Origin of the sequence: Paenibacillus sp. HJGM_3 (assembly GCF_045062745.1) — a bacterium.
Classification (GTDB): domain Bacteria; phylum Bacillota; class Bacilli; order Paenibacillales; family NBRC-103111; genus Paenibacillus_AA.
Genome location: NZ_JBJGED010000039.1, coordinates 1 through 19,376, shown reverse-complemented (window position 1 = coordinate 19,376; position 19,376 = coordinate 1). Strand labels below are relative to the sequence as shown.

15 protein-coding genes are annotated in these 19,376 nt (G+C 58.5%); 1 reads left to right on the top strand and 14 read right to left on the bottom strand.

Annotation, left to right across the window (positions count from 1 at the left end; genetic code table 11):
* Positions 1 to 2: 2 nt before the first annotated feature.
* The 5 genes from phoU to ACI5FR_RS30025 all read right to left on the bottom strand — a co-directional run bounded on the left by phoU (position 3) and on the right by ACI5FR_RS30025 (position 4,322).
* Complete coding sequence (gene phoU, locus ACI5FR_RS30045; RefSeq protein WP_405461362.1) at positions 3 to 665, bottom strand: phosphate signaling complex protein PhoU; 663 nt, start codon at positions 663 to 665, stop codon at positions 3 to 5.
* Positions 666 to 691: 26 nt separating this feature from the next.
* The gene (gene pstB, locus ACI5FR_RS30040; protein ID WP_405461360.1) at positions 692 to 1,444 is read right to left on the bottom strand and encodes a phosphate ABC transporter ATP-binding protein PstB; all 753 of its coding nucleotides are present in this window, start codon (positions 1,442 to 1,444) and stop codon (positions 692 to 694) included.
* Between the two features lie 21 nt (positions 1,445 to 1,465).
* Entirely contained in the window at positions 1,466 to 2,326 is an 861-nt protein-coding gene (gene pstA, locus ACI5FR_RS30035; RefSeq protein WP_405461358.1) for a phosphate ABC transporter permease PstA, read from the bottom strand.
* Positions 2,323 to 3,228 carry a phosphate ABC transporter permease subunit PstC gene (pstC, locus tag ACI5FR_RS30030; protein ID WP_405461453.1) on the bottom strand — a complete coding sequence of 302 codons (906 nt, stop codon included), beginning with the start codon at positions 3,226 to 3,228 and terminating at the stop codon, positions 2,323 to 2,325. The genes pstA and pstC overlap by 4 nt, the downstream gene beginning before the upstream one ends.
* A gap of 176 nt (positions 3,229 to 3,404) precedes the next feature.
* Entirely contained in the window at positions 3,405 to 4,322 is a 918-nt protein-coding gene (locus tag ACI5FR_RS30025) for a phosphate ABC transporter substrate-binding protein (protein ID WP_405461356.1), read from the bottom strand.
* 338 nt (positions 4,323 to 4,660) lie between these two features.
* On the opposite strand from ACI5FR_RS30025, the gene ACI5FR_RS30020 reads away from it, so the two are divergent.
* A complete protein-coding gene (locus tag ACI5FR_RS30020; protein WP_405461354.1) occupies positions 4,661 to 6,388 on the top strand; it encodes a methyl-accepting chemotaxis protein in 1,728 nt (575 codons plus the stop codon).
* Between the two features lie 602 nt (positions 6,389 to 6,990).
* Here the strand turns inward: ACI5FR_RS30020 and ACI5FR_RS30015 are convergent.
* The 9 genes from ACI5FR_RS30015 to ACI5FR_RS29975 all read right to left on the bottom strand — a co-directional run bounded on the left by ACI5FR_RS30015 (position 6,991) and on the right by ACI5FR_RS29975 (position 18,967).
* A complete protein-coding gene (locus ACI5FR_RS30015) occupies positions 6,991 to 7,707 on the bottom strand; it encodes a response regulator transcription factor (protein WP_405461352.1) in 717 nt (238 codons plus the stop codon).
* Between the two features lie 127 nt (positions 7,708 to 7,834).
* A complete protein-coding gene (gene pnpS / locus ACI5FR_RS30010) occupies positions 7,835 to 9,637 on the bottom strand; it encodes a two-component system histidine kinase PnpS (protein WP_405461452.1) in 1,803 nt (600 codons plus the stop codon).
* A 186-nt stretch (positions 9,638 to 9,823) separates the two neighbouring features.
* Positions 9,824 to 11,077 (bottom strand): alpha-L-fucosidase, encoded by a 1,254-nt coding sequence (locus ACI5FR_RS30005; protein WP_405461348.1) that lies wholly within the window; start codon positions 11,075 to 11,077, stop codon positions 9,824 to 9,826.
* Positions 11,074 to 12,213: a Gfo/Idh/MocA family protein gene (locus ACI5FR_RS30000; protein ID WP_405461347.1), complete on the bottom strand. Its 1,140-nt coding sequence runs from the start codon at positions 12,211 to 12,213 to the stop codon at positions 11,074 to 11,076. The genes ACI5FR_RS30005 and ACI5FR_RS30000 overlap by 4 nt, the downstream gene beginning before the upstream one ends.
* On the bottom strand, positions 12,210 to 12,995 hold the full coding sequence (locus ACI5FR_RS29995; protein WP_405461345.1) for a sugar phosphate isomerase/epimerase family protein: 786 nt from the start codon (positions 12,993 to 12,995) through the stop codon (positions 12,210 to 12,212). The genes ACI5FR_RS30000 and ACI5FR_RS29995 overlap by 4 nt, the downstream gene beginning before the upstream one ends.
* Positions 12,992 to 14,539 carry an extracellular solute-binding protein gene (locus ACI5FR_RS29990; RefSeq protein ID WP_405461343.1) on the bottom strand — a complete coding sequence of 516 codons (1,548 nt, stop codon included), beginning with the start codon at positions 14,537 to 14,539 and terminating at the stop codon, positions 12,992 to 12,994. The genes ACI5FR_RS29995 and ACI5FR_RS29990 overlap by 4 nt, the downstream gene beginning before the upstream one ends.
* Before the next feature lie 88 nt (positions 14,540 to 14,627).
* A complete protein-coding gene (locus ACI5FR_RS29985) occupies positions 14,628 to 15,500 on the bottom strand; it encodes a carbohydrate ABC transporter permease (RefSeq protein ID WP_405461341.1) in 873 nt (290 codons plus the stop codon).
* A gap of 15 nt (positions 15,501 to 15,515) precedes the next feature.
* The gene (locus tag ACI5FR_RS29980; RefSeq protein ID WP_405461339.1) at positions 15,516 to 16,466 is read right to left on the bottom strand and encodes an ABC transporter permease; all 951 of its coding nucleotides are present in this window, start codon (positions 16,464 to 16,466) and stop codon (positions 15,516 to 15,518) included.
* Between the two features lie 167 nt (positions 16,467 to 16,633).
* Positions 16,634 to 18,967: a helix-turn-helix domain-containing protein gene (locus ACI5FR_RS29975; protein WP_405461337.1), complete on the bottom strand. Its 2,334-nt coding sequence runs from the start codon at positions 18,965 to 18,967 to the stop codon at positions 16,634 to 16,636.
* Positions 18,968 to 19,376 lie beyond the last annotated feature (409 nt).

Here is a 19,376-nt window from a genome sequence, read left to right as displayed (position 1 = left end):
TATTATACGTTCAGATCCGGCCGCTTGCCCTTCACGAGATATACGACGCTCTCCCCGATGTTCGTCGCGTGATCCGCCATCCGCTCCAGGTAGCGGCTGACGAAGCAGAGCAACAGCGACTGGTTGACCGTCTTCGGATTGTCCACCATGAACACGAACAATTCGCGCAGAATCTGGCTGTGCAGCTGGTCGACTTCATCGTCCATTTTCGCCATCTTGTACGCCAGATCGACGTTCTCATTGACGTACGCGTCGATGCTCTCGTTCGTCATGAGCTGCACGATCTCGGCCATCCGTGGAATGTCGACGAGCGGCTTGATCAGCGGCTCCTCGCCGATGCGCAGCGTAACCTTCGCGATATCGACCGCCAGGTCTGCCATCCGCTCCAGATCGCTCGCCATCCGGAAGGCGATGATGATGCGGCGCAGATCTTTGGCCACGGGCTGCTGGGTCGCGATCAAGTTCGTGCCCAGCTCGTCGATCTGCTCCTCCATCGCGTTGATAGCCGCATCGTCGGCGATAAGCTGCCGGGCCAAGTCCAGGTCTCCGGCCTTCAGCGACTGGACGGACAGGAGGATCGCCTTCTCCACCTTCTCGCCCATCTCGATCAAATGCTTGCGCAGTCCGCTCAGCGCGGAGTCAAACTGTTGACGCTTCGTTACCATCGCTTAAGTTCCCCCTACTCGAATAATCAGCCGAATCGGCCGGTAATGTAATCTTCCGTACGCTGATCGTCCGGGTTGGAGAACAGCTTCACGGTGTCGGCGAATTCGACCACTTCCCCGTTCAGGAAGAACGCGGTCTGGCCGGATACGCGGGCCGCCTGCTGCATGTTGTGCGTGACGATGACGATCGTATACTGGTCCTTCAGCTCCTGGATCAGCTCCTCGATCTTCAACGTCGAGATCGGATCGAGCGCCGACGTCGGCTCGTCCATCAGCAGAATCGTAGGGCTGACCGCCAGCGCCCTGGCGATGCACAGCCGCTGCTGCTGCCCGCCGGACAAGCCGTAGGCCGATTTTTTCAAGTAATCCTTCACTTCATCCCACAGTGCGGCGGCGCGCAAGCTCTTCTCCACGATCTGATCGAGCTCGGCCTTATTGGAAATCCCATGAATACGAGGGCCGTAAGCGACGTTCTCGTAGATCGACTTCGGGAACGGGTTCGGCTGCTGGAACACCATCCCGATCCGTTTGCGCAGCGCCTCCACGTTCACGCCGGGACCGTAGATGTCTTCGCCCCCGACCGTGACGTTGCCGCTGATCCGTACCCCGCGGATCGTATCGTTCATCCGATTCAGCGTGCGCAGCAGCGTCGATTTGCCGCAGCCGGAAGGACCGATGAACGCGGTGATCGACCGCTCTTGAATGTTCATCTCAATCTGCTTGAGCGCATGAAATTCCGTATAGTATAAATCCAGATTGGAGATTTCGATGATTGCCACTTGGATAGGCCCCCTTTTTATTTACTTCTCGCCGGTCATTTTCTTTTGGACCATACGGGTCGGGATGGCGATCAGCAGGTTGAATACGAGCACGACCAGAACGAGCAGCGCCGCGCTGCCTTGGGCGATCTCCTTCGCATCCGGCGCCAGCGAGCTGCCGCCGACATACCACAGATGGACCGCCAGCGTCTCGCCGATCGCGAACGGATCGAAGTCCGGGAATTTCCGGGATACCGAGGTCCCTGCCGTGTAGATCAAGATCGCCGTCTCCCCCAGCGCCCGTCCGGCGACCAGCGTGATTCCCGTCACGAGTCCCGGGAGCGCGGCCGGCAGCAGCACCTTGCGAATGCTTTGCCAGCGGGTCGAGCCCAAGGCGAGGGAAGCTTCCCAGTACGACTGGGGCACCGTGCGCAAGCTTTCTTCGGTTACGCGCACCAGAACAGGCAAGTTCAGCAGCGCCAGCGTGGCCGATCCCCCAAGGATCGAGAACCTCCAGCCCATCCAGTTCACGAAGATCAAAGCGCCGAACAAGCCGAATACAATCGAAGGCACGGAGGACAACGCCTCTACCGATATGCGGACGAGGTCCGTGAACTTGTTCTTCTTGGCGAATATGCTCAAGTACACGCCGGCCCCGATGCCGATCGGCGTTGCGAAGAGCATCGACAGGAATAAGATGTAGAACGAGTTGAACAGATGCGGCCCGACGCCGCCTCCCGCCGTCAGCTCTTGCGGCTTTCCGGTGATGAAGTGCCAGGACAGGTGAGGCAGCCCAGCCCCAAGGATGCGAACGAGGAACCAGGCGAGAATCAGGATGATGACAATGCCCGCGCCCCAAAAATAAATCGTGGCCAGCCGGTTCGTAATTTTGTTCAGGTTCATTTCAGGTCACTCCTTCGCGATAAGATCCGGATGCCGAGAATGAGACCCAGTGATACGAATAGGAGCAGCAGCGCCATCATGTAGAGCGCGTTGTTCCAAGCGGTGCCGTAGAACGTATTCGCCATATCCTTCACGATGGCGGTCGTGAGCACGGTCGTGGAATCGATCAGCGAGCTCGGGATTTTGGGCGAGTTGCCGATGACCATGAAGACGGCCATGGTCTCGCCGATCGCGCGGCCCATCCCCAGGATGACCGCGGTTAGAATGCCGGGGCGCGCGGCCGGCAGCAGCAAGCGCCAGATCGTCTGCCAGCGCGTCGCGCCGAGCGCGAGCGACGCCTCCTCGAGCCTCCGGGGCAGCGAGCGGATCGAGTCCTCGGAGATCGACATGATCGTCGGCAGGATCATGACCGCGAGGATGATCGCGGCGGGCAGGATGCCATAGCCGATGCCGCCGAATACTCGGGCAAGGAAAGGTACGATCACGGTCAGGCCGATCAAGCCGTAGACGACCGAAGGGATGCCGACGAAGAGGTCGGCCGCGGGGCGCAATATTTCGCGCATCCACTTTGGCGCGATCTTGGCGATAAACACCGCGCCTGACAAGGCTAACGGCACCGCCAGCACAACAGACAGCGCCGTCAGCAAGATTGTACTGTACAAGAATGAGAACGCGCCGAATTTCGGCTTGTCCGCTGTCGGGGACCAGTCCGAAGAGAAGAAAAACTCTTTAAGCGACACGTCCCGGAACGTCTGAAGCCCCTGGTAGCCAATGAAGGCAATAATCGCGAAAATTATGAGCGTGACGAGCGTAGCGCTGGATATAAACACCCACCGCATCACGTCGTCCGTTCGTTTCTGTCTTTTTGTCCATTTGTCGGAAGCCGACTTTATTCTTGCCATACCGATCACCAATAGCTCCCCCTCTCATTCCTTATGATAGGGGCGGACTGTTTTCCCCATATTAATAATTTGTAAAGTGAATGTAAAAACGGGCAGTACCTAAGCAACCGTACCCACAAGCTTAGAAAAGCCCAAAAAGAGCTGTGCCTCGGCACAGCTCTTGGGATTCCACGATCTTACTTCTTCAGAAGGTCGGCCGGCAGGAAGCCAAGGTCCACGACTTCTGGTTTATTCAAGAACTCTTTGCTCATAATAAAGTCGAGGAATGCTTTCGTAGCGCCAGTCGGCTCGCCCTTCGTGTACATATGCTCGATGCCGTACAGCGGGTATTTGCCGGCTTTGATGTTGTCGGCCGAATATTCGACGCCGTCCAGCTTCAATGCTTTGATCTTGTCATTGCCTTTGATGTAAGGCACGTCTACATATCCGATGGAACCGGCCGTGGTGCCTACCGCTTCCGCTACCGTTTTGCTCGCGTCTTGCGTTACGCCGTCTTTTGTAAACTCTTTGTTGTCCAGCACGATTTGCTTCACGAGCTTCCGAGAACCGGAGCTTTCTTGACGGTGTACAACGTTGATCGGCTGATCCTTGCCGCCTACTTCTTTCCAGTTCTTGATGTTGCCCATGAAAATGTCGGCTGCTTGCTGCTTGGTCAAGTTATCCACGCCCACGTCTTTGTTCACGATCAGAGCGAACGGAGCGAGCACGACGATGTTATCCTTCAGCTTGTCCTTGTATTGCGGATCGGCTTCTACGTCGGAGTTCCCGATATCGGATACGCCGTCAGCCACGTTTTTCACGCCTGTACCGGAGCCGCCGCCTGTTACCGTAACTTCGGCCTTCGGATTTTTCGCCATGAAATCTTGAGCGGCCTTCGCCACGAGCGGCTGCAGCGCCGTGGAGCCGGAGGCGGATACTTTCCCCGTCACTTCCGGAGCTTTAGTTGCTGTTGCTGCGGCGGAAGGAGCCGGAGTCGAACCGTTTGTCGTAGTTTTCGAATCGTTGTTTTTGGTCCCGCACCCTGCCAACGCCCCCGTAGTCAGAACCGCTACCATTGCCAAGCCTAGCATCTTTCTCGACATCAGCTTAAACATCTCTGAATGCCCTCCTCTTTCTCTTGGTTTGTTTTTGTTGTCTACGTTTGTAATCGTAGCAATTGATTGTTAAGAGAAATCCGTCTCAACGTAAAGGCAATGTAAAAATGTGAGCCGTCGGGTTGCCGGGGGAAAACGGTGAACTGGGTGAGTGCGCGATGCCGTCGGAAAATCCAGCTATTAGATGAAGAGAGTCGGCGGGTGACAGGTATACCGGCGTTCGTGGCAGGACGCCTGAGCAAGGTTTAACATACGATTTACAGACTCTCATGTTCTACTTAATAGTTTCTCCCTATACTGAGCCTAGATAGAGACATCCACATATTGGAGGGGTTCGAATGGGATGGAGGACGATGACAGTCTCCTGGAAAGGGAAGCTGCTGCTCAGCTTCGCGTTGCTCGCGCTCGCGTTTCTGGGTGTGGCGGGATTCAATCAGCAACAGGTACGCGGCATCGAGGAGCAGTTCGATCATCAGACGGCTAAAACCGAGCAGCAGCTATTGGCGCGGGATTTGCTCGTTATGACGCAGGAGCTGAAGGACATTTCTTCCGGCTTGATGATCTCCCGCGACCTTACATATGTAGACACCTACAATAAGAAACGGGCGGAATTCGAGGCCCTGATCAGCCGGATCGGCAATACGGCCGAGACCGACGAGCAGCGCGCCTGGCGCAGCGAACTCGTCATGGCCCGCACGAATTTCCTCGAACTGTTCGACCGGGCGGTGAGCTTGATGGAGAACAAGAGCTTGACCGACCGGGATATTCAAAAAAACACCGACTCCCTCTATCGGGAAACTCAGCAGGAGCGGGATCGGGTGTTCGAGCTGGTGAGCCGGTTCGACGCCGACTTCTCCCGGGCGGCGGACGCGGCGGCAGCGGCTTCTCGCGCCAGCTTGGCGCACACTACCGCAGTCATGGCGGTCGCTTCCCTGCTCGTGCTGCTCCTCACCCTGGCCGTCTCCGCTTATTTGCTGCAAGCGTTCATCCGGCCGGTGCGCCGCCTGCAGCGCGCCGCGGCGGTACTGGCCGAGGGTGACTTCCGCCAGCCGATCGGCTCCACGTCGCACGATGAATTCGGCCAGCTGAGCCGGGAGTTCGACCGGATGATGGCGCAGGTGCGGACGATGCTGCAGGGGACGCACGGCATCGCCTCCTCGCTGTCGGAGCGGTCCGGCCGGTTCCGGCATTTCGCGCAAGTGACGGCGTCCGCGAACGCGAGCATCGTCCGTGCGCTCGAGGAGATCTCCACGGGGGCCGACCAGCAGGCGGCCCAGACGGAGAAAAGTGCGCAGCTCGTCGCCGAGCTGGCGGACGAGGTGGCCGGCATCTCCGGCCACGCCGAGCACGTGCATGCGCTCAGCCGGGAGGCGAGCGGCAATACGCGGACGGGCTCGCAGGCCGTCCTGCAGCTGCAAGCGGCCGCCGGCCGCTCGGAGGAGCTGCTCGGCGCGGCGGCGGCGGCGATGGAACGCTTCGTCGCGGATTCCGAGCAGATCGGCCGCATCGTGCGGACAATCCGCGACATCGCGACGGAGACGAACGTGCTCGCCGTCAACGCCGCGATCGAGGCGGCGCGTGCGGGGCAGCACGGCCGCGGGTTCTCCGTCATCGCCGGCCAGGTGCGGCAGCTGGCGGATGAGAGCGCGTCGTCTGCAGGCTCGATCGCGCAGCTGATCGGCGCGCTGCAGGAGCAGACGCACGAGGTCCGGCAGCAGATGCACAGCGTGCAGGACGCCGCCGCCGTGCAGAGCGGCAAGCTCGCCGATACGCTGCAGTCGTTTCGCTCGATCGAGGCTTCCATCGAGCAGCTGCACGGGCGCATGGGGCTGATCCGCGAGCAAACGCATGCCGCCAAGACGCGCAACGCCGGCTTCGCCGAGACGCTGACACTCGTGGTGGCGATCGCCGAGGAGACCGCGGCCGGTGTGCAGGAAGTGAACTCCACGTCCGTGGAGCAGCACGAAGCGATCCAACAGATCGCGGCGCAGTCGGACGACATTCACGAGCTGGCGCAGCAGCTGTTCGAAGGCATGAGCCGGTTCAAGATGGAACTGGTAGGGTGAGCAGACGATGGCGGATCTGGGAAGGTAGAGCTGGAGCTCAGAAGGGTAACTTAACGGGTAAGCAGGTGTGAGTGGAACGTGGACGATTAGCTGGACGGATATGCGAGCGAGACTGGAACGTGGACGATCAGCTGGCGAGGACGGAGCGTTCAGGGGTAGCTTGACGGGTAAGCAGGCTAGACGGAACGTGGACGATTAGCTGGACGGATATACGAGCGCGACTGGAACGTGGACGATCAGCGGACGGATATACGAGCGAGACTGGAACGTGGACGATCAGCTGGCAAGACGGGCGTTCAGAGCTGGACGAATGGTCAGGCGCGAGCGGAACGTGGACAGGTCAAGAGCTTGGGACTAAACAAACAATGAGAGGGAATTTCTCCCTCTCTTCCAGCTCATAAGACGCGAAAAAGCCCAATGAGAGGGAAAATCTCCCTCAAATTCGGCCTAAATGACCCGGATCGAGCTAAATCCCGAGATAAAGAGGGAGGTTTTCCCCTTCTAACCCTCAAATCGTTCAGTTCGGTACGTAAAAGAGGGAGAAATTCCCTTTCCGTAAGCTCGGCAGGTGCTTACGCATTTGCGTGAGCGTGAAAAATTATTCACTTGCGCGCCCCGTGCACAACGAGCTTGTACCCGAGCCCGCGGATCGAGTCGATCTGGACGCTCTCCTGGTTCATCTCCAGCTTTTTGCGCAGGGAGCTGACATGCACGTCAACCGTGCGCTGCCCGCCTACATAGTCGAAGCCCCACACGATATTCATCAAATCGTCGCGAGTAATGACGACCCCCGGCCGTTGGGCCAAGTACAGCAGCACCTCGAACTCCTTGGGCCGCAGCGGGATCGACTGGCCGTTCAAGCTCACCTCGTACCGCTCCGGGTAAATTTTCAACTCGCCCAGCCGGATAACCTTATCCTGCGTGTCCTCGCTGAGCAGCATCCCTTCGTCGGACATCGTCCTCCGCATGACGGCGGACACGCGCGCCAGCAGCTCGGCGACCCCGAACGGCTTCGTGATATAATCGTCCGCGCCGCTCTTCAGCCCCTGGACGACTTCCTCTTCCGCATTGCGGGCCGTGAGGATGATGACCGGGGTCTTGTTGCCTTTTTGACGCAGCTTTTGCAAAATCTCAAACCCATTCAAGCCGGGCAGCATAATATCGAGAATGATCAGATCGTAAGCGAACTGCTGAGCGGCCTGCAGCCCTTCCCCGCCGTGATCGACGACGGTCGTCTCATAGCCTTCCTGCGACAAATTATAAGAGAGCAACCGGGCCAAGGTAGGCTCGTCCTCGATCACCAATATTTTTTTAGACATGCGAACCCCCCGCTCCAAAACTATAGTTAGGCTAAGTGTAGCATATGTTTGTAAACGTTGCTTTAATCTATTGTAAACGCCATGTAAAGAGAACCCCGCTGAACGGGGTCTCCACTTACATACTCATTCAACTATGAATGACCGGAAGCTCGATCGTGAACCGGGACCCGCTGCCGAGATCGCTTTCGACGCGAATGACGCCCTTATGCAGCTCGACGAGATGCTTCACGATCGACAGGCCGAGCCCGGTGCCGCCGGAGCTGCGGGAACGCGCCTTGTCCACCCGATAAAACCGTTCGAAAATGCGGGGCAAATCTTTCTTCGGAATGCCGATGCCGGTGTCCGTAATCTCGATGCGGATCCGCTCCGACTCTTGTTGGTCGCCGGGAACGGACATCGCCCGGACCTTCACCTTGCCGCCCTCCGGCGTATAATTGATGCCGTTCGAGAGCAAATTGATCATAATCTGGCCGAGCCGGTCCTCGTCGGCTTCCAAATACAGCTCCTCGCTCGCCTCCAGCGTAAGCCGGATCGATTTTTTCTCCGCCTCCGTCTGGAGCATCTCGATCGTCTTGCTCAGGAAACTGTTCAGATGCACGGGCGAGAACTGCAGCGGAATGCGCTTCGACTCGATCTTCGACAGCTCCAGAATGTCGCCGATAAGACGGTTCAGCCGTTCGCTCTCGTCATAGATAATTTGGAGGAATTGCTTCGCAATCGCCGGGTCGTTCATCGCGCCCGCGAGCAGCGTCTCGGCGAAGCCCTTGACGGCCGCGACCGGCGTCTTGAGCTCGTGGGACACGTTCGCCACGAACTCGCTCCGCACCTTCTCCAACCTCCGGATCGCGGAGATGTCGTGCATGACGATCACGAGGCCGGCCCATTCCTGCTCGACCGGAACCATCGGCACGAGGTTGACCTCCAGAATGCGCTCCTCCGGGAAGTAGAAGAACATCTCGTCGCGAATGCGCTCGTTGCGGTCCATGCTCTCCTGAATCATTTGCGCCAGCTCGTAAGGGAGCTTGGCTTCGTCGTACCGCTTGCCGATCAGCTCCTTGGGCGAATAGCCGAGGATGTCTTCCGCCGGCCGATTCAGCAGAACGACGATCCCGTCTTCGTCGATCATGACGACGCCGCTGATCATGTTGTCCATCACGCTGGACAGCCGGGTCTCATTCTCGCGAATGCGGTTCATCTGCACCTGCAGGCTGTCCGCCATCGTATTGATCGCTTGGCCCAGTTGGCCGATCTCATCCTGGTTGCGAATATAGACGCGCGATTTGTAGTTCATGTTAGTGATTTGCCGCGCGACGCGGGTTATTTTCTCCAAAGGCCGCGTCAACTGGTAAGCGATCCGATAGCTGATGCCCCCGGCGATGGCGAACACGACGAGCAGACCGCCGAGCAGCCCCCACCAGAGCGTGTTGATCGTCGTCTCGACTTCCTCTAGCGACATCGACAGCCGGGCGTAGCCGAACAGCTGATCCTGCTCGCGGATGGGCAGCGCCACGTAGAGCATCGTCCGGTTCGTCGTATCGCTGTGACGCTTGGAATAGCCTTCGCCGATCTCGCGCGCTTCGCGGATTTCTTCCCGGCCCGCATGGTTGTCCATCTGGCGCGGATCGGAGTCGGAATCCCCCAACACCTGCCCATCGGCCGCGACGAACGTCACCCGAGCCCCTGCCGACTGACGCAGGTTCACCGCGAGCTGGGCATACTCAGCCGGGGTCATGGCGGAAAAGGCGCGGCTATTCGGCTTCGTCGATTCCACGGTTGCGAGCAGCATCTCGATCTCCCGCTTCATGCTGCTCTGCAACGATTCGACCTTGGACCGCTCGATCATAACGGCCATGAAGACACCCGCGGCGAGAACCGAGGCGCCGATCAATATAATAAACAGCAGCGTTAACCTGGTGCGAAACTGCTTCATCGTCATGTTCCTTTCCCCGGCTGTTCGGATTCCGTTGCCGATTCTTCGACGTATCCAATCTATTTTATCTCGAAGGCTGCCGGGAATCCAGTTAAGATCATGTTAAGGCGCCATCCCGATGAATCCGCCCCCTATCCGTATAAAAACAGCCCGACCGGCACCGCCGGTCAGGCTGTTCGCATCTCGTCACTCCACTTCCGCGATGCGCACGACAAGGTTCACCCCATAGGGGAATCCGGTCGCGACGACCCGGAGCTCCCCGGACGAAGGCTCGTGCTGGAACTCGAGCAGATCCCCGCTATCCAGCCAGCGAATGGAAGAGACGGGGCGGTGCAGGCCGGTAAACCGTTTCTCCCCCGCGCCTCCGCCGTTCACGGTTACGTTGCTGTCGCCTCTGATCTTCAGGCGGTGGATGAACAAATACAGCTTGCCGTCCTTCCCCTCGAGAGCGAAGTCGCCGCCTTCGCCTTCGACCGCCGACGGACGGCCGTCGTAGATCGCGCGGCCGTTCAGCTCCAGCCAGTCGCCCATCAGCTCCAGCATCGCTTCCTGCATCTTGGGGATGCTTCCCCCCGCGGTCGGGCCTACGTTCAGCAAGTAGTTCGCCCCCGCCTTCCGGCATGCGCACAAGCTCTCGATCAAATGAGGCAGCGACTTGTACATGAAGTCCCGGCTCCCGATGCCCCAGTGATCGTTCATCGTCTCGCACATTTCGGCCGCTACGTATTTCTTCATCCCTGCGCGGTTCATCGGCTTCGGCCGGCCTTGCTCATACGTGACGCTGTCGATCTCCGGATGACCGAGCTCGCCGCGATGCCCGAGTCCCGTGTTGTTGACGATGAGCGCTTCCGGCTGCAGGCGGCGAATCATGCCGTATAGTTCATCCAGCCTCCAATCGTCGTTCGGCCGGTCCCAGTTGCCGTCGAACCAGAGGCCTCCGATCGGACCATAGTGCGTACACAGCAGCTCCACCGACTTGTACAAGTAGTCCAAGTAGGCGCCAAAGTCGGAGGCATATTCCTCCCGGGACCAATCCAAAGTCGTATGGTAGAGCACGGGGAGAATCCCCTCCGCCCGGCAGGCTTCCACGAACTCGGCGACGAGATCCCGCCCGGCCGGGCTATGCACCGCGTCGAAGCGATTCAGGCCTCTCGTATCGTATAGCGAGAATCCGTCGTGGTGGCGCGCCGTTAAGGTGATGTAGCCCATCCCGGCCCGTCTCGCCGTACGGGCGATCGCCCGGGCATCGAATGTATCCGCCCGGAACGTCGTCTGCAAACGGGCGTACTCTTCCTTCGGAATGCGCCGGGTGCGCTGGATCCATTCGCCCTGGCCGAGCTGGGAATAGAGCCCCCAATGAATGAACATCCCGAACGCCAGCTGCTCGAAGCGCGCGACGCGGGGCTCGGGCACGGGAACCGCGTCCTGATTCCCACTCATAGCTCGCCCTCCCGAGTATACCGGCTCGTCTTCATCCGTTCGTGCAGATGAGCCAGGTACAGCTCTTCGTCGATCGGCAGATCTACCCAACCGTCGGTCCACGTGGACAGATGCATCGCGTTCGACAGCATCAGTCCCTTAATCCCGTCTTCTCCTGGCGAGAGGAGCGGCACGCCGTCCCGGATCGCGTCGGTGAAGTTTTGCGTCGTCAGCAAATGCCCGTCCTTCTCCTGCTTGGGCAGCGGAATGTCGCACTTCCAGCATTCCGGCTGACGGAACAAGTCCTTCGTCGTCCGGTTGAACTCCGACTCGGACACGGTCAGCCGCCAGAACGTCAGCTTCCCGTCCTCGATGACGATCTTCCCCCGATCGCCGACGAGCTCATAGCGATTCGTCCCCGGCGCCTCTCCGGTAGAAGTGATGAACTGCCCGGTCGCCCCGTTCTCATATTCCGCGAAGGCGACCACTTCATCCTCCACTTCGATATCGCGGTGCTTCCCGAAGTAGCAGGAAGCCCGGATGCGCTTCGGCATCATATCCATCGTCCACTGCCACAGGTCGAGCTGATGCGGCGCCTGGTTGATGAGCACGCCGCCTCCCTCGCCGGCCCACGTGCCTCTCCACGTGCCGGAATCGTAATAGCTCTGCGGGCGGTACCAGTTCGTGACGATCCAGCTGGAGCGACGAATTTCCCCCAGCTCGCCGGACACGACGAGCTCGCGGAGCTTCCGGTACAGCGGCTGGGTCCGCGCGTTGTACATCATGCCGAAGACGGTGCCGGCCCGGGCGGCGGCTTCATTCATCGCCCGCACCTGCTTCGTGTAGACGCCGGCCGGCTTCTCCGTCAGCACATGCAAGCCCCGGCCGAACGCCTGAATCGCGATCGGAGGATGATCGAAGTGAGGGGTCGCGATATACACCGCATCGAGCGCACCCGAGCCGAGCATCGCCTCGATCGAATCGAACATGCGGACCGACTCCGGGAGCTGACTCGCCGCCCACTTCAGCCGGTCGGGGAACAGCTCGCACACCGCCGCCAGCTCCGCTCCTTCGACTTCTCCCTTCGCCAAGTATCGGGCCGTCATCATGCCCATCGTCCCTAACCCAATAACGCCGAATCTCACTCGATCGCTCATAGGTTCCTCTCCCCTCGTTGTAGACGGTCGGCCAATCGATGCAGATTGTCCAGCGACAGCTGCAGGCTGTCGAGCGGGTCGCCGGGGCATACATCCTGCTCGACCGCATACCACTCGATCCCGTGCCGCTCGCCCCAGAGCAGGATCGGCGCGAAGTCGATGCTGCCGGTGCCGATCTCGGCGGTCGTCTGCGCGGCGTCGTCCGACATGTCCTTCAGGTGAATGATCGGCATGCGGTTCGCGTAGGCCTGCAGGAACTCGTACGGGTCCCTTCCGCCTTTCTTCACCCAATACGTATCGATCTCGGCCATAATCTTGTTGTCCTCGGATGGCTCCAGCAAATATTCGATCGCGCTCACTCCATCCACCTCGGTGGCGAATTCGAACGCATGGTGGTGGTAGGAGAAGCGGAAACCCTTCTCCGCGATCCGCTCGGCGATGCCGTTCAGCACACGGCGCATATGCCGGTACCCGTCGGGATGCTGGTATTCCTTCGGCATATAAGGGCAGATGATGTCTCGCGTCCCGAACAGCGCCGCCTCCTCCATCACCGTCTCGAGCTCTTGCTCCAGGCGTTCGAACAGCACATGGACGCCCGCCGTGGCAAGGCCGGTCTCCCGCAGCACCGCCGCGATATCCCGGGCGGCCCAGCCCCGCAGCCCGGAGATTTGCACGGCCGGCCATCCCATCTCGCGGACGGCCCGGAGCACGCCGGGGAAGTCTTCCTCCGTCTGCCGATGCAGCGTCATGAGCTGCGCGGCGAATTTATCTTTCATGCTCATTTTTTCTTATCCTCGTTGTACTGGTCCATCAGCTCTTTCAAGATCGTGGCGCCCAAGCCTTTGCTCCAGGCATCCACTTCCGTTTGGACCGCGCTCCATTCGCCTTTGCCCAGCACGTAGTTGACGGACGCTTCAGTCAGCTTCTTCTGATGATCCGGGTTTTTGCCGGCCGTGTCGGACAAGTATTTCAGCAGCGGATTGGGGACCCCCACTTTTTCGAAGCCGTCGAGCACCGCCTTTTGCGCCTTCTGCACGTCCGCCAGCTGGGAATCGACATAATAGTGCTTGCTGTACACGTTCTCCAGAATGAGCAGGTTCGGCTTCTCCTTGTCGAACAGCTTCTTCTGCTCGTCGGTCCGCTCCGGCACGCCTAGCTCTTTGTTGTAGCTGTTGTAATGGACACCCTGGATCCCGGCCTTGAAAATGGTCGTCGCCTCTTCGGAAGCACTCCAATCGAGGAATTCCACGATCTTTTTGGCTTTGTCCTTCGACACGTTGGACGGCACGACCCAAATCCCGAAGTAGCCTTCGATCATTTGCACGCCTTTTTTCCCACCAGGTCCTTCCAGGTAAGGAATACCCACGAGCTCAGCCTTCGGATCCGCTTTTTTGAGCGTCGCCACCACATTCTCGTTCAGGAGCCCCACATTGTTGACGAAGGCGCCGCCTACCCCGGACAGGAACTTGTCGCGGGATTGCCCGCCCTTGATCACCGGAGCGTCCTTGTCGATCAAGCCGCTGCCTTGCGCCATCCGGATCCAGTCGAGGAAGCTCTTGTATTCCGGCGTCTGGAAGTAGGCGACCGGCTTGTCGCCCTCGATCTTGTACACGTTCGGCAGCCCCAAAGCGTATGCGACCGGATTCATCGAGCTGAAATAAGGTGACGAGTATGGACCTGCGATCAGCGGGATCGTGTTGCCGCCGCCGGCCGGGTCTTTCTCCTTGAACACCTTCAGGGCGTTCGTGAATTCATCCAGCGTCTTCGGCACCGGGAGATTGTATTTGTCCAGCCAGTCCTTGCGCATGAAGATGTTCGCGTTCCCGCCCCCGAATTCGCTGCGCGGCCGGGGCACGCCGTACACCTTGTTTTTGATGCTCGTCATGTCCCATGTGTACTGGGGAATTTGCTGGAGATTTTTCATCCCCTTGATGATGTCGGTTAGATCATGAAAGGCGCCTTGGCTGACAAGCTTCTCGTACTTCGAATCTTTCCCGTCGGTCAGCAGGATCATGTCATATTGGCTGCCTGCGGCAATGGCGATGTTCACTTTGTCGGGATACACGTCGCCCGGGACGAACTCCACGTTCAGCTTGACGTTCGCGCGCTTCTCGATCTCTTTCAGCGCCTGGTTGTTCTCCATGACCGGAGGCTCTCCGCCCGCCAAGATCGCGAGCGCTTTAATCGACGTCGGCTCCGCCGGCTTTGTCCCTACGGTCGCTGACGGACTGGACGCGCCCCCCTTGTCGTCGGACGAACCGCACGCCGTCAAGATGCTGGCGGTCAAGGTGATGGCGGATACAGCCGTAATCCATGTTTTCTTCATAGTTCCAGAACTCCCCTCGAATGATATTGAATACAAGTCCCTGATGCCTGACTGGAAGCCGCTGAGCGTTGTACTGCCGAAATGCGCTCTATTCTTTGATCGAGCCGAGCATCGCCCCCTTCGCAAAGTGCTTTTGCAGAAACGGGTACACGACTATGATCGGGACCATCGCCACGAGAATGGCGGCCATCTTCACATTGTCTCCGACCTTGCTCACGAGCTCGAAGTTCAAATTGCTCTCGGCGGCGATATTCGCATTCCCCGCGATGACCATCAGCCTCAGCAGCACTTGGATCGGCCACTTGCCGCTGTCGCTGAGATAAATGATCGCCCCGAAAAACGAGTTCCAATGCGCGACCATAAAAAACAGCGAGAAGGTGGCGATGATGGGCATGGACAGCGGGATGACGACCGACCACAGAATCCTCAGCTCTCCCGCACCGTCGATCCGGGCGGCTTCGTCCAGACTTTCCGGCAAGTTCTGGAAGAACGTCTTCATGACCAGCACCGTAAACGCATTCGTCGCCCCTGGCAGGATTAACGCCCAGTAGCTGTTCAAGAGACCTAGCCATTTGATGAGCAGATACGAAGGGATAAGCCCGCCGTTGAACACCATCGTGAACAACATGAGGTAGAGCATCCAGCGGCGGCCGGGGAGCGTTTTTTTGGACAAGGCGTAAGCGAGCGTGATCGAGATCAGGAGGTTGAACACCGTGCCGACGGCGGTGATGTACACTGTATTCCCGATGCTGATCATGAACCGGTCGGTCGAGAATAAGTACCGGTACGCCTCCAAGTTCCATTCCTTCGGGATTAAGAAAAATCTCCCTCCGATCGACTCGCTGACCGGACTGACCGAGACGGCGAACATGTACCAGAACGGTACGATCACCGTCAGGGACAGGGCGAGGAGGAACAAGGCATTGATGAAATTGAACGCTGAGAACCGCTTCAGAACCATGGTGATCCTCCTTCCCTAGAATATCCCGTCTTCTTGGAACAATCGCGCGGCGAAATTGGCCCCCAGCATCAGAATGAGACCGACCACCGAATTGAAAAGCCCGATCGCGATGCTGTAGCTGTACTCGAAGCGCTGCAGCCCCACCTTGTACACGTACAAGTCGAAGACGCTTGCGGCCGTTTCGTTGAAGTTGTTCCACATGAGGAACACTTGCTGGAAGTTCGAATCCATGACCGATCCGAGCCTCAGGATGAGCAGAATGACGATTGTGCTCCGGATGCCGGGCAGCGTAATGTGCCAGGTCCGATGCCAGCGGTTCGCACCGTCCACGGTAGCCGCCTCGTATTGCTCCGGATTGATGCCGGCGAGCGCGGCCAGGAAGATGATCGTGCCCCAGCCCGCATCCTTCCAGATCTGCTGCAGGACGATCAGCGGCCGGAACCAGTCGTTGCTCATCAGGAACGGTATGTTCGTCTCGAACCACTGGTCCGTATAATGATTCAACACGCCGGAGGGGCCGAAAAAGATGAAGGTAATCCCGACGATGATGACCCACGAGACGAAGTGCGGCAAATAGACGACCGTCTGCACGAACCGCTTGAACAGCGCCGACCGCACCTCATTAAGCAGCAGAGCCAAAATAATCGTGAACGGAAAAAAGAAAAACAAGTTGTAAAAGCTCAGCAGGAGCGTATTCTTCAGAAGCTGCAAGAACACCGGCTCCGAGAAAAATCGCTGGAAGTGATCAAAGCCCACCCAATCGCTCTTCCAAAGCCCCTTGTACGGGCTGTACTCCTGAAAGGCCAGCAGCACGCCCCACATCGGCACGTAATGAAACAGTAAAAAATACAGAAGACCCGGTGCCGCCAAAACATAAAACCATACATGCTTTCGAAGCAACTGCCGTCGTAAGGACTCCGGCTGCTTCAGCTTTGCTTGCTTCTGGACGATCGACGCCTGCGCCATAAGTTTCCCTCCTGCTCGTTCGACTTGCTGGTCGATGAAGTTTGCCTGATGTCGACCTTACCGGATGGAAGCGTTGCCATCAACAGCAAACTTTTCTCTTGCATGCACTTTTTTCGTGAATAAAAAAAGTGCACTTCTACGGAAAAAGTGCACTCCAAGCTTGGCCTTCACTTGTACAGTTCCCGGTAGCGGGTAGGCGTCACGCCTTCATGCTTCTTGAATACGCGGTAATAGTACGAGGGCTGATATCCTACGAGAAACGCGATGTCATTCACCTTCTCCGACGAGTGCAGCAGCAGCTCCTTCGACTTGTCCAGCCTTAGCCGCGTCAAGTAATCGATGAAGTTCACGCCGGTCACTTCCTTGAAGCTGGCGCTCAGCCGGGACATCCCGACGTCGAACCGGTCCGCGTACATCTCGAGCGAGATGTCCTTCGGGTAATCCTCTTCGAGCAGGCTGACGACCTTCTCGACCGTCTCGCTCATCAGATCGTATTGGCTCGTGTTCTCGCTTTGCTCGATTCGGTCGAGATAGGTACCGATCTTTCGCTTGAACCAGACAAGCATCTCCTCCGGCTCCCGGATCGAGGACAGCTCCTCGTACAGATCCTCCCCGTCGTATAAGGTGAGCGGATTGTAGCCGGTTAGGAGAATTTGATGGATAAACGTACCAAGCAACTGATTCATCCCCTGCCTCACGGCGATCTCCGTCTCGCCGCTATCCGAGAGAGCGTGTACGAACTGTTCGACCGACACGAACGTTCCCTCCCGGTCGCCCGCCCGCAGACTGCACAGCAGCTCCTTCTCCGCTTCGAACGGATAGACGATCGCCGTATCCTTGGGCGCCGTCTGCTCCATAACGAAAATCTGGCTCATCTCTTGGACGTTCCGGTGACGGAAGGAGCGGAACACCTCCTGGTAAGCGAGAGGCAGCTCGCCGATCCGTTCCACCGGCTTGGCGATGCCGACCAGGACATGCAGATGCAGCACGGTAGTGAGCCCTCGGATCGCCTGTTCGCTGAACTCGTACAGCTGCTGACGCATCTCTTCCGTGGGTCGCTCGGCCGGGAGGAGAACGAATAGCGAGATCGACAAGTCCTGGCCGCTCCCGCTCGAGACTTCGGCCTGCTCGAACTGGCTCTCGGCCAGCTCGCCGATGACATTGGCCGCCGCGAACGTAGCGAGCTGCTCCTCGCCGTCGCCGAACCGGTCGCGAATTTTGTTGTAGCCGATCAGCCGGAAGACGACGAGCGCGAGCGCCTTGCCCTCCACATCCCAGCCGTATTGGTCCATCCGGCTGCGCAGCTCCTGCTCCGACAGGTGGCTTAGGTGCTCGTTCAGCAGCTGGAACAAGAACAGCTCCCGCAGCGTCCCGATCTGCTGCTCCATCCGTTCGTGCAGCAGCTGGCTCTCCCGGTTCACGAACTGCCACTGCCGTTCGATGAAGTCTACCTCGTCCCCGGTGCCGGTATCGAGCTGGCCGGATTTCGTCGACCGGAACAGCTGCACGACCCGGTCGAGCGGCTGCGTTACCTTCCTCGACGCGAACCAGGCGAGCAGGATCGAGGCGAGGATTCCGATCCCCCCGACGGCGAGTAAAATGCGCGACGCGGTCACAACCGGCTGCGTCAGCCGGGTAACCGGCGTGGCCGATACGTATGTCCAGCCCGTTCGCTCGATGATCCCGTACGTGACTGCGTATTTGTCCCCGTTCCAAAGGCTGAAGAACGAGCCTTGCCGCTGATCCGGACGATGGCCGATCTCGTCGCGCAGGAAGTAATCGAAGGCGCGATCCCCGTCCTGCGAGCCGGTCGCCGGTTCGAGCCAATCCCCGTTCGCCTTCAGGATGAAGGCGCTTCCTTGCAGCTCGGGATCGAGCCGCATCAGATCGTTAATCGCCGCCGGATTGACCTGAACGAGCAAGTAACCGTAGGGCGATCGCTCCGGCACCATCTGCACGATCGAGAGCTGCCCCTGTGCATACGTCCAATAGCGTTCCGTGTCCCGGATCAATAGGGAGCGGAAGAATTCGAGCTCCTCCGGGTTCGTGATAGGCACCACCACGCTCTGATTCAAGGCGGACAAGTACATGCTGCTGTCCGGCACGACGAGCCGCACTTCCTTGATCAGCGGACTCGAATTGCCCATGACGAGCAGTGTCTTGGCCAAGTTCAATTCGAGGACCGGGTCCTTCTGCAGCGATTCCGGAGACATAGAGCCGAGCGGGGTCTGGAAGATCGGATTGAACGTCCACATCGTCACCATTTTCTCGAGCTGCTCCAGCTGCCCGTTCAGCGTCTCGGCCATATGCTGCAGGCGCAGCTGATGCGTCCGGTCTACTTCCCGCTCGATCTGGGCCGTACCCACGAAATACGTAATGATGGCGAGCATGGCCGTCGGCAGACTGGCAAACAAGAGGACCATGATGAAGCTCTTGCGGAGCAGAGGGGCGTTCGTCCGCAGCAGCCTTTTGGGGACTAGTCGGTTCGTAATGAGCTTCAACCGTGCAGCCTCCTTATTGAGATTAGAAAATAGGATTAGGTCATGGAAACTTTTGGGTTACCGATAACGCTTACACAAATGACTTGCTCCGCCCGATCGGTCGGTACCAAGTTCCGTTATTGTAGCATTGCCGGGCGGTCGTCGGCAAACGGAAAATAAAGAGCCCTACTGCGTAGAACTCTTTAGAGTGCAATCGATTAAATGGATCGTGCTCCCCGTCCATCTTGTTAATTTATGTTTACTAATAAGCATAGTCGCCTAACAGGTATAGGCGTGTTTGGGGCGCTTCGAGTCGAATTGTTAACCTACCTTTGGTTAATAGTAAGGTGGGCTGTTACTACTTAGGTTCCCTTTTCAAACTCCATAATATTGGTTAATAATTCCTAACCAAACCATGGAGCGATGGGGG

Coding starts and splice junctions, on each gene's coding strand:
- phoU (WP_405461362.1), bottom strand. CDS start 665: ATGGTAACGAAGCGTCAACAGTTTGACTCCGCGCTGAGCGGACTGCGC.
- pstA (WP_405461358.1), bottom strand. CDS start 2,326: ATGAACCTGAACAAAATTACGAACCGGCTGGCCACGATTTATTTTTGG.
- pstC (WP_405461453.1), bottom strand. CDS start 3,228: ATGGCAAGAATAAAGTCGGCTTCCGACAAATGGACAAAAAGACAGAAA.
- ACI5FR_RS30025 (WP_405461356.1), bottom strand. CDS start 4,322: ATGTTTAAGCTGATGTCGAGAAAGATGCTAGGCTTGGCAATGGTAGCG.
- ACI5FR_RS30020 (WP_405461354.1), top strand. CDS start 4,661: ATGGGATGGAGGACGATGACAGTCTCCTGGAAAGGGAAGCTGCTGCTC.
- ACI5FR_RS30015 (WP_405461352.1), bottom strand. CDS start 7,707: ATGTCTAAAAAAATATTGGTGATCGAGGACGAGCCTACCTTGGCCCGG.
- pnpS (WP_405461452.1), bottom strand. CDS start 9,637: ATGAAGCAGTTTCGCACCAGGTTAACGCTGCTGTTTATTATATTGATC.
- ACI5FR_RS30005 (WP_405461348.1), bottom strand. CDS start 11,077: ATGAGTGGGAATCAGGACGCGGTTCCCGTGCCCGAGCCCCGCGTCGCG.
- ACI5FR_RS30000 (WP_405461347.1), bottom strand. CDS start 12,213: ATGAGCGATCGAGTGAGATTCGGCGTTATTGGGTTAGGGACGATGGGC.
- ACI5FR_RS29995 (WP_405461345.1), bottom strand. CDS start 12,995: ATGAGCATGAAAGATAAATTCGCCGCGCAGCTCATGACGCTGCATCGG.
- ACI5FR_RS29990 (WP_405461343.1), bottom strand. CDS start 14,539: ATGAAGAAAACATGGATTACGGCTGTATCCGCCATCACCTTGACCGCC.
- ACI5FR_RS29985 (WP_405461341.1), bottom strand. CDS start 15,500: ATGGTTCTGAAGCGGTTCTCAGCGTTCAATTTCATCAATGCCTTGTTC.
- ACI5FR_RS29980 (WP_405461339.1), bottom strand. CDS start 16,466: ATGGCGCAGGCGTCGATCGTCCAGAAGCAAGCAAAGCTGAAGCAGCCG.